Origin of the sequence: Paraburkholderia sp. MPAMCS5 (genome assembly GCF_036016995.1) — a bacterium.
GTDB lineage: Bacteria > Pseudomonadota > Gammaproteobacteria > Burkholderiales > Burkholderiaceae > Paraburkholderia.
In genome coordinates this window covers 317207-330506 of the sequence record NZ_JAYXBK010000004.1, presented here as the reverse complement: position 1 = coordinate 330506, position 13300 = coordinate 317207, and the positions used below count along the sequence as shown (strand labels likewise).

Annotated in this window: 10 protein-coding genes and 1 pseudogene; 8 read left to right on the top strand and 3 right to left on the bottom strand. The window is 60.3% G+C overall.

Going from position 1 to position 13300, the window contains the following annotated elements; translation table 11 throughout:
* Positions 1-134 precede the first annotated feature (134 nt).
* The gene (locus VOM14_RS11805) at positions 135-1187 is read right to left on the bottom strand and encodes a rod shape-determining protein (RefSeq protein ID WP_327628874.1); all 1053 of its coding nucleotides are present in this window, start codon (positions 1185-1187) and stop codon (positions 135-137) included.
* A gap of 87 nt (positions 1188-1274) precedes the next feature.
* Positions 1275-1934, bottom strand: coding sequence for an alpha/beta hydrolase (locus tag VOM14_RS11800; RefSeq protein WP_327629082.1), 660 nt, complete (start codon positions 1932-1934; stop codon positions 1275-1277).
* 381 nt (positions 1935-2315) lie between these two features.
* On the opposite strand from VOM14_RS11800, the gene VOM14_RS11795 reads away from it, so the two are divergent.
* A complete protein-coding gene (locus VOM14_RS11795; RefSeq protein ID WP_327629081.1) occupies positions 2316-3782 on the top strand; it encodes a DHA2 family efflux MFS transporter permease subunit in 1467 nt (488 codons plus the stop codon).
* Positions 3783-3877: 95 nt separating this feature from the next.
* A complete protein-coding gene (locus tag VOM14_RS11790) occupies positions 3878-4792 on the top strand; it encodes a glutaminase (protein WP_327628873.1) in 915 nt (304 codons plus the stop codon).
* Positions 4793-4920: 128 nt separating this feature from the next.
* Here the strand turns inward: VOM14_RS11790 and VOM14_RS11785 are convergent.
* A pseudogene (locus VOM14_RS11785) lies at positions 4921-5686 on the bottom strand (NAD(P)H-binding protein).
* 279 nt (positions 5687-5965) lie between these two features.
* On the opposite strand from VOM14_RS11785, the gene glmS reads away from it, so the two are divergent.
* The 6 genes from glmS (at position 5966) to VOM14_RS11755 (ending at position 13285) form a co-directional block, all read left to right on the top strand.
* Positions 5966-7795: a glutamine--fructose-6-phosphate transaminase (isomerizing) gene (glmS, locus tag VOM14_RS11780; RefSeq protein WP_327628872.1), complete on the top strand. Its 1830-nt coding sequence runs from the start codon at positions 5966-5968 to the stop codon at positions 7793-7795.
* Positions 7796-7927: 132 nt separating this feature from the next.
* On the top strand, positions 7928-9454 hold the full coding sequence (locus VOM14_RS11775) for a N,N-dimethylformamidase beta subunit family domain-containing protein (protein WP_327628871.1): 1527 nt from the start codon (positions 7928-7930) through the stop codon (positions 9452-9454).
* Positions 9455-9938: 484 nt separating this feature from the next.
* Positions 9939-10694: a helix-turn-helix domain-containing protein gene (locus VOM14_RS11770; protein WP_327628870.1), complete on the top strand. Its 756-nt coding sequence runs from the start codon at positions 9939-9941 to the stop codon at positions 10692-10694.
* A 12-nt stretch (positions 10695-10706) separates the two neighbouring features.
* Complete coding sequence (locus tag VOM14_RS11765; RefSeq protein ID WP_327628869.1) at positions 10707-10919, top strand: hypothetical protein; 213 nt, start codon at positions 10707-10709, stop codon at positions 10917-10919.
* A 64-nt stretch (positions 10920-10983) separates the two neighbouring features.
* A complete protein-coding gene (locus tag VOM14_RS11760; RefSeq protein WP_327629080.1) occupies positions 10984-11937 on the top strand; it encodes a GlxA family transcriptional regulator in 954 nt (317 codons plus the stop codon).
* A 43-nt stretch (positions 11938-11980) separates the two neighbouring features.
* Positions 11981-13285, top strand: a complete 1305-nt coding sequence (locus VOM14_RS11755; protein ID WP_327628868.1) for a flippase — start codon at positions 11981-11983, stop codon at positions 13283-13285.
* Positions 13286-13300: the final 15 nt, after the last annotated feature.

Here is a 13300-nt window from a genome sequence, read left to right as displayed (position 1 = left end):
CGGCGCGACAGACAATGAAGACTCTGCGGAAGCAACGGAAAGGGATGGATTCACAGGCGGCTCGGGGAACGCGTCGCGCGATTGTCACATAGTCGCGCGATGCATGTGAAAGCCGGGGCGCGTCGCCCGCTCCCTCACTCGCACGCGATGTCGTCGAGCAAGCCGGTGGCGGCCGCCATGCCCGCGCCGCGCACCGCGCAGGTCAGCGGCTCGTCGGCGACGCGGAATTCAAGGCCGATCTCGTTGGTCAGGCGGCGCTCCAGATTGCCGAGCAGCGCGCCGCCGCCCGTGAGCACGATGCCGTTGTGCGCGATGTCGGTGACGAGTTCGGGCGGCGTCATTTCCAGCCCGCGTTTCACCGCCACGATCACCTGGCGCAGCGGAACCTCGATGGCATCGGCGATATCGTGGTTGCTGAGCTGCACGGTGCGCGGCAATCCGTCGTCGATGCCGCGGCCGGTCGCATTCATATGTTCGGCGGGCACATCGCGCATGGCCGAGCCGATGTTCTTCTTCACATGCTCCGCGGTCTGCTCGCCGAGCAGAACGCCATAGACGTTGCGCACATAACTGATGATCGCTGCGTCGAAACTGTCGCCGCCCACGCGGATCGAGCCGCTATAGGCGGTGCCGCCGAGTGTGAGCACGCCGACTTCGGTCGTGCCGCCGCCGATATCGACGACCATCGAACCCGTCGCCTCCGAAACCGGCAGCCCCGCGCCGACCGCCGAGGCCAGCGATTCGCTGATCAGGCTGACCTTCCACGCACCGGCCGCGACCGCTGCTTCCTTGATGGCGCGGCGTTCCACCTGAGTCGCTCCGGCCGGCACGCACAGTGTGAACGCGGCGCGGCGGCTGAACAATTGCCGCGGCCGCGCCATGTCGACGAATTGCCGGATCATGTGCTCCGCGGCGGAAAAGTTGGCAATCACGCCGTGACGCATCGGCCGCACCGCTTCGAGATTGCGCGGCTCGCGGCCGAGAAGCTGGCGCGCCTCGGCGCCCACCGCCGCCACCCGCTTGGGTCCGGCCGCGCGCTCCTGCTCGAAACACACGACCGACGGCTGATTCAGCACGATGCCGCCGTCGTCGGTATAGATGAGCGTATTGGCCGTGCCGAGGTCTACCGTCACGGCCTGGCGCAACAGGCGATCGAAAAGCGGGTGATGCGGCGGCGTTCTGGCCATAGGGAGGCTCTGAGGATGGTTTGCGTGCTATGAGCCATTAACGGCAAACCGTCCAGAACCTTGAGGGCCGCGATTAAAGCGCCCGCTCTAATCGCGCGACAAGGCGCCCAGCGTGCGTTCCAGCGCTTCCTGGCCGAGCGCGACCCCGTCCGCGTTGATCGTATGGCCGATGCCCGGCAACGCGTACGCGTCGACGGTATAGCCCGCCGCGTTGAACGCGTCGGCGGCGTATTCGAGCGCCTGCACGGGAATCACTTCGTCCTCCTCGCCGTGAATCAACGTGAGCGGCGTGCCGTTTCGCGCGGTCACAGGCGAAGCGAGCCGCCCCGAAAACGCGACGACGCACGCGGCGCCCTCCGTGCTCGTCGCGACATGGTGCAGCGCCATGATCGAACCTTGCGAAAAGCCGACCAGCGCAAGGCGTCCGAAAGCAAGCTGCCAATGCGCGAGTTCCGTGTCGAGCACGTCGCGCAACGCCGCATACGCGGCCGCCGTGCGCGCCTCGCGATTGCCTTCGCCGATGTCGCGCAGACTGAACCACTGGCGGCCGCCGAAGCCGCCGTCGAACGGATCGGTGCCGTCGAGCGACGTGAAGGCCACATCCGGCAGGCGCTCGCTCCAGATATCCGCGAGCGGCATCAAATCGCGTGCATTGCTGCCCACGCCGTGCATGAGCACTACCAGCCCCTTCGCGGGCGCATTCAGCGGCGCGCGCCGCCAGCCGTGTTCGAATTGCTCCCAGACCATATTCATTTCCTTCGCTCGTTATTACCGGTTATTGAGTGGCGGATTGGCGGATTGGCGGATTGGAAGTGAACCGTGGCCGCCCCATGTTCGTTCGACGCACCGATCGACGCACCGTTCGACACACCTTCGCGCTTCGATCCCGCCTCAGCCGCGAGCATACGCTGCCCGCGCCGGCAACGCCCGTATACGAATGCAGGTATGCTTTTGCGAGCGTCGGGCGGACCTGTCGCGCCGCGCGCAATCGCCGTGCGCGAGGTCCGCAGCATATCGATTCTGGAGAACGTCTTGAGCCAACCCGCCTCCGCTGCGCCTGCTCCTCCACCGCCGCTGCAAGGCGGGCAACTGGTTCTCGCGACCATTGCCGTCGCGCTCGCCACCTTCATGAACGTGCTGGACACGTCGATTGCGAACGTCGCGATTCCGACCATCTCAGGCAACCTGGGCGTTTCCGTCGACGAAGGCACGTGGGTCATCACCGTGTTCGCCGCGGCCAACGCGGTGTCAATTCCGTTGACCGGCTGGCTCACGCAACGCATCGGCCAGGTCAAGCTCTTTGTCGGCGCGATCCTGATGTTCGTGCTCGCGTCGTGGCTGTGCGGCATCGCGCCGACGCTGCCCGTGCTGCTGCTCGCGCGCGTTTTTCAGGGCGCGGTGGCGGGCCCGCTGATTCCGCTTTCGCAAGCCATTCTGCTCGGCTCGTATCCGAAGGAGAAAGGCTCGACCGCGCTTTCGTTGTGGGCGATGACCGCGACCGTCGGCCCGATCGCGGGCCCGGCGCTCGGCGGCTGGATCACGGATAGCTACAGCTGGTCGTGGATCTTCTATATCAACATTCCCGTCGGCCTCTTCGCGGCCGGCGTCACGTGGATGATCTATCGCACGCGCGAGTCGCCGACGCGCAAGCCGCCCATCGACGTCATCGGGCTCGCGCTGCTGATCACGTGGGTCGCGTCGCTGCAAATCATGCTCGACAAGGGCAAGGATCTCGACTGGTTCGCGTCGCCGGTGATCGTGATTCTAGGCATTACCTCACTGATCAGCTTCGCGTTCTTTCTCGTGTGGGAGCTGACCGAAGAACATCCGATCGTCGATTTGCGGCTCTTTCAGCAGCGCAATTTTCTGGGCGGCACGATTGCGATTTCCGTTGCGTATGGCGTGTTTTTCGGCAACCTCGTGCTGTTGCCTCAATGGATGCAGGAGTACCTGAACTACCGTTCCGTCGACGCCGGTCTCGTCACCGCGCCGCTCGGCGTGTTCGCCGTGATACTCGCGCCCATCATGGGGCGCGTGCTGCCGCGCTCGGACGCGCGCGTCATTTCCACACTGGCCTTCGTCGGTTTCGCGATCGTGTTTTACATGCGCTCGAAGTATGTGATCGAAATCGACACATGGCATCTCGTGATACCCACGCTGCTGCAAGGCATTCCGATGGCGCTGTTCTTCGTGCCGCTGACCGCGATCATTCTGTCAGGCCAGCCGCCGCACAAGATTCCGGCGGCGGCGGGTCTGTCGAACTTCGTGCGCGTGTTTTGCGGCGCGGTGGGCACCTCCGTGGCCGGCAACGCGTGGAATAACCGCACGGTGCTGCATCATGCGAGGCTCACGGAGCGCGCGTCCGTCAACAATCCTTTGTTCAATCAGCAGATCGATTCGACGCAATCGCTGTTGCACATGAACACGCAGTCGGCGCATGCGCTATTCGACTTCACCGTGAATACCCAGGCCGCGATGATGGGACTAAACGACATCTTCTTCATATCGGCGATCATTTTCATTGTGATCATTCCGTTGATCTGGATTACGCGGCCCGCAAAAGGCGGCGGTCAGGACGCGGCCGGCGCGCACTGATCGCGCGACGGCGGCGTTTCTGCTTCGAAAAGAGCCGTCCCGGCCAATTCGCGGATGCTTGCCAGTAGAATCGCGGCTCTACCGGGTTGAGCCATATGAACTACGCATCCATCCTCGAACAGATTCACGGCGATCTGCGCCCGCATCTCGGCACGGGCAGAGTCGCCGATTACATTCCGCAACTGGCGAAAGTCCCCGCCGAAAGTTTCGGCATGGCGATCGTCACGGCATCCGGCGAGGTATTCCGGACCGGCGAAGCGGACACGCGCTTTTCAATTCAGAGCATTTCCAAGTTATTCGCCTGCACGATGGCGTTCCGGCTTCTCGGCGACGCGCTCTGGCAACGCGTTGGCCGCGAGCCGTCCGGCAATGCGTTTAATTCGCTGGTTCAACTGGAGGCGGAACACGGCAAGCCGCGCAATCCGTTCATCAATGCGGGCGCGCTCGTCGTCACCGACGTGCTGTGCCGCCGTTTCGTGCAGGCAGAAACGGCGCTCGTCGAATTCATGCGACGTTTAACCGGCGAGGCAAGCATCGACTACGATTCGCGCGTCGCGCAATCGGAATTGCAGCACGCACACCGCAACCGCGCGATGGCGCATTTCATGGCGAGCTTCGGCAACATGAAAATGCCGCCGGAACTGGTGGTGGACGCCTATTGCCGCCAATGCGCCATTTCGATGAGTTGTGTCGAACTCGCGCAAGCAGCCCTCTTTCTGACGCATCACGGCGTGGTGCCATCCACCGGCGAGCGCATTCTCGACACGAGTTCGGCCAAGCGCCTTTCCGCTTTGATGCTGACGTGCGGCACTTATGACGCAGCCGGCGATTTCGTTTATCGCGTGGGCTTGCCCGCAAAGAGCGGCGTGGGCGGTGGAATCGTCGCGGTGCTGCCAGGAGAAATGGCCGTGTGCGTCTGGTCGCCTGGGCTCGATGCGAATGGCAATTCATTAGCCGGCGTACTCGCGCTCGAATGGCTGACCACTTATACGGGCAAATCGATTTTTTAATCGTGAATGCGCGGTAGCGCACAGACATCGAAAGACTGATTGAGACCACGCGAATAGCGCGGTCTCAATCTTCTGAATAGACGAATAGGGCCGCGTTGTTATTTGCCCGGACTTCATCCGTGCAATAGTCAACTGATGCGCGCGAGAAGCCCGGCCAGTACCGTCTGATAAGCGGTCTTGCCGGTCACTCGCTCGTTCACGCCGCCTTCGAAATCGATCCAGCCGGCGTTGAAGCCGTCGAGCATTCGATGCGCGGCGCCGGCCATGGCGTACCTTGCGCCTGGAACAAGGCCTCCCACTGATTGCGCGGCACCGCTCGTGCTTTTACCTCGCGCTTCAGCACGCCGCCGAGCAGCGCCGCAATGTCCTGTTGCGTATAGCGCTGCGGGCCCTCTCTGCAAAAAGCTCGGCATGACGCCGGTATCGCGCGCTGGCGCGATGTCCCACAGCGAGTTCTCCATGAACCACGCGGGCCGCAAGATCGCGGTGGGCAGCGGCAGATCCGCGAGTGCTTCTTCGAGAATACGCACTTGTGTGATAAGGCCGAGGCCGGATTCGCGCTGCCCGCCAATCGACGATAAAGCCGCGACGCGTAAAGGACGCGCCTTGCTCAGCGCTTCTTTCAGCACGGCGGCCGCCGCATGCGCGTTTGGATAACCCGGCTCTGGCGCGAAGTTCGGCGCAATCATCACGAAGACGCCTGCTGTATCGCGAAACGCCGCTGTTAGAGCGTCGGCGTCTTCGAATGACGCAATCGCCACCTCCGCGCCGCGCTGGTCCCACTGCGCCGCTTTTGTTGTGTCGCGCAATACCGCGCACTTTGTGCCCCGCGTCCAACAACGCGCATGCCGCCGCGCCGCCCACCTGCCCTGTCACACCGGTAATCGCAAACATGTTCTCGCTCCCTGAAAACGTTTTAAGCCATAGTGGGAAGCATTCTCACTGTTTGGCCGCTATTTCACGAGAGCATGAATGTCATTAGTCAGATGACTTGTATGCATCGTCCCCGGCTTGTTGCAACTTGATCATTTAGCGGACAACGGTTCAACGTTTTGCGCCGTGCGCGACGACACAAGGCCATATCCTGTTTATGCTTGGTTGCGATGCAGCACGCATTTTCAGTACTTCAATCCTTTCGTTGTCTGAACCACTGCGAAATAGAGGGGAATTTCCATGTGCGGAATCGTAGGAGCAGTGGATCGGCGCGACGTCACGTTCATGCTGACAGAGGGATTGCGGCGGCTGGAGTATCGCGGCTACGACTCGTGTGGCATTGCCGTTCTTCAGGATGGCGCACTGCGCCGGGTGCGCAGCGTCGCGCGCGTTGCAAACCTTGCCACCGAAGTTTCCGACGCGAAATTGTCCGGAATGATCGGTATCGCACATACAAGATGGGCGACTCATGGTGCGCCTGTCGCGAGGAATGCGCATCCCATCTTCTCCAGCGGCGAAATTGCCATCGTTCATAACGGCATTATTGAAAACCACGAGTCGTTGCGTGAAGAACTGAAAGCATTCGGCTATGTTTTCGAATCGGATACCGACACGGAAGTAGTCGCGCATCTGATCCACCATAGCTGGCAGAAGGAGAACTTCGGCGATCTGCTTTCTGCCGTGCGTCACGCGCTCGAACGGCTGCATGGCGCCTATGCCATTGCGGTATTCGCGAGAAACGAGCCGGGCCGGGTGATCGGCGCGCGGGCCGGCTCGCCGCTTGTCGTCGGTCTCGGCGAGGAAGGCAACTATCTGGCCTCGGACGCCATGGCGCTCGCGGGGACCGTCGAGAAGTTCATCTACCTGGAAGAAGGCGATATAGCCGAATTGACGCTAGATGGCGTGCGAGTGGTGGATCTCCGCGGCCATCCCGTGCAGCGTGAAATAAAAGTGCAACGCTCGACCAGCATCGCGGTGGAGCTGGGCCCTTACCGGCACTATATGCACAAGGAGATCTTCGAGCAGCCGAGTGTGATTGCAGACGCCATAGAAACGGTTCACGCGATTAACGCAGACTTATTCGGCCCCGGTGCAAAGCATGCATTCCGCGAAATCGACTCATTGCTGATTGTCGCGTGCGGCACGAGCTATTACGCAGGCTTGACAGCAAAATACTGGTTCGAATCGCTTGCCAGAGTGCCGACGCAAGTCGAGGTCGCGAGCGAATATCGCTATCGCAGCAGCGTCGCCAATCCGAACACGCTCGTGGTCGTGATCTCGCAATCGGGCGAAACGGCCGACACGCTCGCTGCACTCAAACATGCCCAGTCGCAAGGGCATCGGCACACGCTGGCCATTTGCAATGTTGCTAGCAGCACGATGATGCGGCAAACCGAATTCCAGCACCTGACGAGTGCCGGACCGGAAATCGGCGTGGCGTCGACCAAAGCCTTCACGACACAACTCGTCGCGTTGTTTCTGTTGGTGCTAACCCTTAGTAAGCAGCGCGGACGCCTTCCTGCCGCGCAGGAAGCGGCATATCTCGATCAATTGCAACATTTGCCCGCGAAACTCAACAGCGTATTGGCGCTGGAGCCGGAGATCATTGCCTGGGCCGAAGCGTTTTCGCGCACCGAACATGCACTCTTTCTCGGACGGGGCCTGCACTTTCCGATTGCGCTAGAAGGCGCATTGAAGCTTAAGGAAATTTCATATGTGCACGCCGAGGCTTATCCCGCCGGCGAATTGAAGCACGGACCGCTCGCGCTGGTGACGAGTCAGATGCCTGTCGTGACGATCGCGCCCAACGACGCTCTTATCGACAAACTCAAGTCGAACATGCAGGAAGTCCGCGCACGAAGCGGCCAGTTATATGTATTCGCGGATGCGGATTCGCGAATTCAGAGCGACGATGGCCTTCGCGTGATCCGCATGCCCGAGCACTACGGCAGCCTGTCGCCGATTCTGTACGTCGTGCCCTTGCAGTTGCTTGCGTATCACACCGCCTGCGCGCGCGGCACCGATGTCGACAAGCCGCGCAATCTGGCCAAGTCCGTCACGGTCGAATGATGGATAACGCACAGATGGAGCGAGAGTACCTATGTAAAAGAGAACGGTTGCAAGGCACTGATCGTGCCCCGCAATGCAATCGGAACTCATTGGCCGGTCACTGCCCGGTTTAGTCGCGCAAGGAAAGCGAGCATGCAGATCTATCCGATTCATCCGAGCTTTACTGCGGGATCGAGCTTTGAACTGGCCGTGCAGCCGAAGAAGCGCTTTAGCATCGCCATTTATCAGCAACTGGACGACGAGTCGATCACGAGCCTGTGCGGCGTGGTGGTTACCGACAGGAACGATGTCACGTCTACGTTGATAGACGGCAAGTACGTGTTCCAGTCCGCGGGCACTAACCGGTCCATGCGCTTCGACGAGGACTGGAAGTGGCCGACCATCACGATCAGGCTGAACACCTCCGCTGCGCAAAGCGGCGCGTATGTCGCGGTCGCCTATGAAGTCGACGCAGCCGGCAAACCGACTCAGGAACTTGGGCGCCAGTGCGCGGCTCATCAGCCGCTATTGGCCGCGCCACCCGCCTGCGACAGCATGGCGCTCGTCATCGCGCGTCCGCGCACGCCCACGGCAGCGCTGGCGTACATCATTCCGACCGCCACGTATCACGCGTACAACTCGACGGGCGGCGGCAGCTTCTACGACGACCGCATCCACCGCTATCGAGCCTCGAAGACAGTCAGCCTGCGGCGTCCAGGCGGCGGACTCGGCGCCCGGCTCGGCGAACCGGTCGATCCTTATGACACGCGCTCGCAGCGTCAGCAGTTCGCTCACTGGGACGCCAAGTTCATTCGCTGGCTGCGCAAAGAAGGTTTCGCGTGCGACTTCTATACGGATCTCGACCTTCATAACGCCACCGCGCTCGATCTGACGCGCTACCGCTGCATGCTGAGCGTGGGTCATCACGAGTATTGGAGTGAAGAAATGCGCGCACATGTCGCGTATTTCCTCACGCAAGGCGGCAACCTCGGCGTGTTCAGCGGCAATACGTGCTATCGGCCGGTGAGGTTCATCGGTCCGGAGCCGGGCCAGTTGACGGAAATGCGCAAACTCGCGGAGAACTGGGATGTTCTGAAGGAACAGATCGATCTGGACCCGCGTGTAAGTGGCAATGAAAGCCATCTGATAGGACTGACTTACAAGCATGGCGGCGGGCACTGGGGCACGTGGTCACGGTGGCGGCGCCGTTGGGTGAAGGGCGAGCGCGCGGCAATCGGCTTCACGGTCCGGCGGCCCGAGCATTGGGCATTCGCGGGCACTCAGTTGCGACAGGACGATACGTTTGGCGCGGACGATCGTATCGTCGGGTACGAAGCCGACGGCATTCCGCCCGACTGGCCTCAGGATGCCTTTGAAACGCTCGCCGTCACGAACCCGCTGACCGGCTGGGAGATGGGCGGCTCTGGCGCGATTGGAATATTCCGCCCCGTGTTGCGGGACGGGCGCCGCAGTGCCGGAGAAGTGTTCAACGTGGGTACGACGGACTGGGCGCGCGCGCTCATTGATACGACGGCAAAAAGCCACGACGTCGTACAGCAGATCACCCGCAACGTGATCCGCCGATATCTGGGGGTTGAAAACACATCGCAGGAAAGCCATTCGCCACCGAAAACGGCCGGCATTGCCCACGAAGTGGCGTTGCAGACCGATGCCGGGTGAACGAACCGCTCCCGCCGCATTCAAGGCATTGACCGATAGACACCCGATGTTGGCGGATCGGCACGCGATATTCAGTTGCTGAATTTCCACGAACAACCATGCCACGATTAATTCGGATATCTACCTATAGAATTATATTCACGTTATACGGAGCGTTCTTTCGAGTTTTTTCTGCAATAGTCTGGAATAGGCAGCGGCTCCTTTTCGTTAGACGTTCGTCGCCTCGACATTCGCATTTGTGCTTTTGCCCACACTACCCAGTGCACATCTGCACTGTGCAGCCAAGGTTGGCCGTTTGAGGCTGAGTTTAGGTGAGCACGCAACGAGCCTTACAGCGTATCCTTTCATCAAAACCTCTACACGGGGAAAGGTTGCGTAAGCATCGTCTGCGTCAACGTCTCTGCGTCCTGCTCACAACAAAGCACTGTCATATCTGACCGGCATTCAACCAGAAATTCGTTAGACCCTGAACACCGGAGACAGCATGAATAAACTCGTCCCCGCTAGTTGCCTCTTACCAATAGGCAAAGCGGCACAGGTACTTCGTCTAATTAATACGAATGTACATATCGATATCGTCGCGAGCCAGGATTTTCAGCCTGGCACGGGCGAATCGAATCTGCTCGATGATGAGAATGTCACGCATGTTCATCGCCGCACACGCAATGGCGCCGATAACCTGCAGATGCTGATCGCGCCCGATACAGACGCAACGCTCTCCTCCATCGTCAGGTCTAGCATCGATTGTCAAGACCTTATTGCTCCGGTATGGATTCTGGACCACAGAGGCCATGGCGAAGTAATCGGACGGCCTGCGGAAATACGTATCAGTTTTTTCCCCTATGCAAATGGGAAGAACTCTGAAGCGCCTGGCAAGCCGAAAAAGGAAGACGAGAAGATTCACTCTGCGGCGCAATGGCTCGCTGAGAACTGTGAGCACGAGATTTTCATCGCGGATGTGGCCCACGCTGCAGCCATGAGCGAGCGAACCTTTTTGCGCCGGTTCCGGCAGCAGATCGGCACGACGCCGTCCGAGTACCTGCTGCAAGCGCGTCTGGAGCGGTCGTGCCGCTTGCTGGCCGACTGTGATCTGCCAGTCGACAAGATCGCCCGGCGCAGCGGAATAGGAAATGGTTCGCAACTCGCCAAGCTATTTCGCAAGCGTTTTGGGGTTTCACCAACGGAATATCGTCGTCGCGCCCATGCGGATTCCACTGCGGATTCCGGGGGTTCCACATAAGCGGGTGCCATCATGGGACAAGTCCGGCCACATATCCATTTGCTTGATATTCCATTAGCGTCGCGTGGAGAACGTTTCGCTTTTGCAACATTATTGGTTGGTTTTGCAGCTGTTTATGTTCTGGCCGTGCTTGTGATTTCCGTGGTGGTTGCTATTGCGTTGACGCCGGTCCGCATCCTTTCATGGATTGCCGGCGCTAACCGGGAAGCAAAGCAACGCAGATAAAGGCGAGGAAGAAGGCCTCGCCCGCCATGCAGTTGATAACTATATTCGGGAGCCCAAAATCGTGATGGATCTTGTTGAATTCTCCGCGCCATGCATCGATGAGAAACTCGACTGTTCCAAACCGTCGAAGCACATTGGCCTTCTGGTTTTCGAGGACTTTTTCACGGCGACCGCAGGCGCCCTTGGCGACGCTTTCCGTCTTGCCAACGCGTCCGGGCGGACGCAAGGCGAAGACGCGCCCTACCGGCTGACCGTATTGTCCGAAGAAGGCGGCCTCGTCACGAGTTCGTCGGGCATCTCAATCGTCACGGAACAACTGGGCCGCTACAGCATTGGCGATTTCCACGCATTCTTCGTGGCCTGCCGCGACGCGCAGGTGACGACGAAGGCCGACGATCTCCTGCATGCATGGATCACGCGCGAGGGCGCCGCAGCCTCTTTGCGCATCACGCAAGGGTCGAAGCTGGCAGTGGTCTACAAAAACGCGTCACCACTCGCTGTGCCGATCGTTCTCTTCGACGATAGCTTCGCGACGTGCCGCGCCAGCGGCGCAACACCGGCCGAACTAGCCGTTGCGCAGATCGAGCGGGACCTGGGTCCGGACATCGCCCGAAAAATCGCCCTTGAATTGCAGCCGTATTCGCGCAAACGCACAAGCCCGCTGAAAGACGAGGCAAAAGCACGCACGAGCGGCAACAAGATTCGCGAGTCCGCGCTCTGGATACAGGAGAACTACAGCAAGCCGATTTCCATTGCGCTGGCTGCCGAATCGGCGTCGATGAGCAAGCGTAATTACCGCCGCCGTTTCAAACAGGAGTTCGGCATGACGCCGCTCGAATACCTGCTGCGCATGCGCTTTGACATGGTCCGCACGCTGCTCAGCTCGACCAATGTTCCGGTCGGGAAAATTGCGAGGCGGTGCGGAATGGGCGACGGCAACCGCCTCGGCCGCCTTTTCAAGGAAAGGTATGGCGTGTCGCCAACCGAATTCCGTGCGCACCGGCATCTGAGCCTATAGAGCGGGCGCAACAGAAAACCATCATGACATCCGATCCATCTTTATGACGACACCCATTCGTAAGACGTTGCTTTATCTGATTCTCATCCAGGGCGGTAACTACATCGTACCGCTGCTGATGTTGCCTTATCTGGGCCATGTACTCGGTGCAAGAGAGTTCGGAGTATTGGCCTATTGCCAGGCTGTGGCGCAATACATGGTTCTGCTCACCGACTACGGATTCAACTTTACGGCGACACGACTCGTCTCGGTCAAACGCAACGACCCCGCCGGACTGGCCGACGTCTACACCAGCACGTCGGCCGCGCGGCTCGTGCTGGTGGCCGCGGCGCTCGTATTGGTCGTCGCTGGCATCGTGTTCGTGCCGGATCTCGCAGAGCACGCCGATGTGCTGGCCGCGCTGTTCCTCGGCATTCTCGCCAACGCGCTCACGCCGATATGGCTCTTCCAGGGACTGGAACGCATGCGCGTATTAGTGCTGCCGACTTTCCTCTCCCGGCTCGTCGGTCTGGCCTTTGTCTACCTCGCCGTGAAAGGGCCGGGAGATGCGGCGCTCGCCGCACTCGGCGTGAGTCTCGGCAATGTACTGCTGGCAATTTGCGCGCTGTGGATTCTGCATCGCAATCGACTGGTGAAACTGGTCGGTACATCCACGAAGAAGATCGTCGAGGCGCTGAAAGACGGCTTTCCCCTCTTTCTCTCTTTCGTCCTGATCAGCTTCTATGTGAACTTCAATTCGATTCTGCTGAATTACTTTCACGGTCCGGAAGTCGTGGGCCAATTCGCGATGGCCGACAAGATACGCGTCGCCGCGCAAGCCATGTTCATGGTGATCAGCCAGGCCTTCTATCCGCGCATCAGTCAATATCATGTGACCGATCCGCAGGCCGCGAAGCGCCTGATGCGAATGGCGATGCTCGCCGTGTTCGCCACTTCGCTGAGCCTGTTCGTCGGCATCGAGCTGCTCGCCGCGTGGGGCATCGAGACGTGGATCGGCCCGCAATTTCAGGCGTCCATTCCGCTCCTGCGACTCGAAGCCGTATTGCCGCCGATCATCAGCGTGGCGGTCGTATTCGGCGATCTCGGACTGCTCGCTCAAGGACGGGCACGCTCGCTCACCAATGTGTTTGTGGGCGCAACGATTCTGCATCTTCTGTATGTCGTTCCACTCACGCGCTATGGCGGCGCCAAAGGGACGATCCTGGCCGTGATCCTGACCGAAGTGGTCGGCGCGGTGGCATTTACGTGGTTGTACTTTCGCGGCGTTGACCTTGCCTCTCGGGGCGCAGGCCTCATACCGGTTGCATCGCATGCGCGCCAGGAGGCGAGCGGCGCGGACGCCGGTTGAGTTGCGGTTCTCGAT

Coding starts and splice junctions, on each gene's coding strand:
- VOM14_RS11805 (WP_327628874.1), bottom strand. CDS start 1,187: ATGGCCAGAACGCCGCCGCATCACCCGCTTTTCGATCGCCTGTTGCGC.
- VOM14_RS11800 (WP_327629082.1), bottom strand. CDS start 1,934: ATGGTCTGGGAGCAATTCGAACACGGCTGGCGGCGCGCGCCGCTGAAT.
- VOM14_RS11795 (WP_327629081.1), top strand. CDS start 2,316: ATGAACGTGCTGGACACGTCGATTGCGAACGTCGCGATTCCGACCATC.
- VOM14_RS11790 (WP_327628873.1), top strand. CDS start 3,878: ATGAACTACGCATCCATCCTCGAACAGATTCACGGCGATCTGCGCCCG.
- glmS (WP_327628872.1), top strand. CDS start 5,966: ATGTGCGGAATCGTAGGAGCAGTGGATCGGCGCGACGTCACGTTCATG.
- VOM14_RS11775 (WP_327628871.1), top strand. CDS start 7,928: ATGCAGATCTATCCGATTCATCCGAGCTTTACTGCGGGATCGAGCTTT.
- VOM14_RS11770 (WP_327628870.1), top strand. CDS start 9,939: ATGAATAAACTCGTCCCCGCTAGTTGCCTCTTACCAATAGGCAAAGCG.
- VOM14_RS11765 (WP_327628869.1), top strand. CDS start 10,707: ATGGGACAAGTCCGGCCACATATCCATTTGCTTGATATTCCATTAGCG.
- VOM14_RS11760 (WP_327629080.1), top strand. CDS start 10,984: ATGGATCTTGTTGAATTCTCCGCGCCATGCATCGATGAGAAACTCGAC.
- VOM14_RS11755 (WP_327628868.1), top strand. CDS start 11,981: ATGACGACACCCATTCGTAAGACGTTGCTTTATCTGATTCTCATCCAG.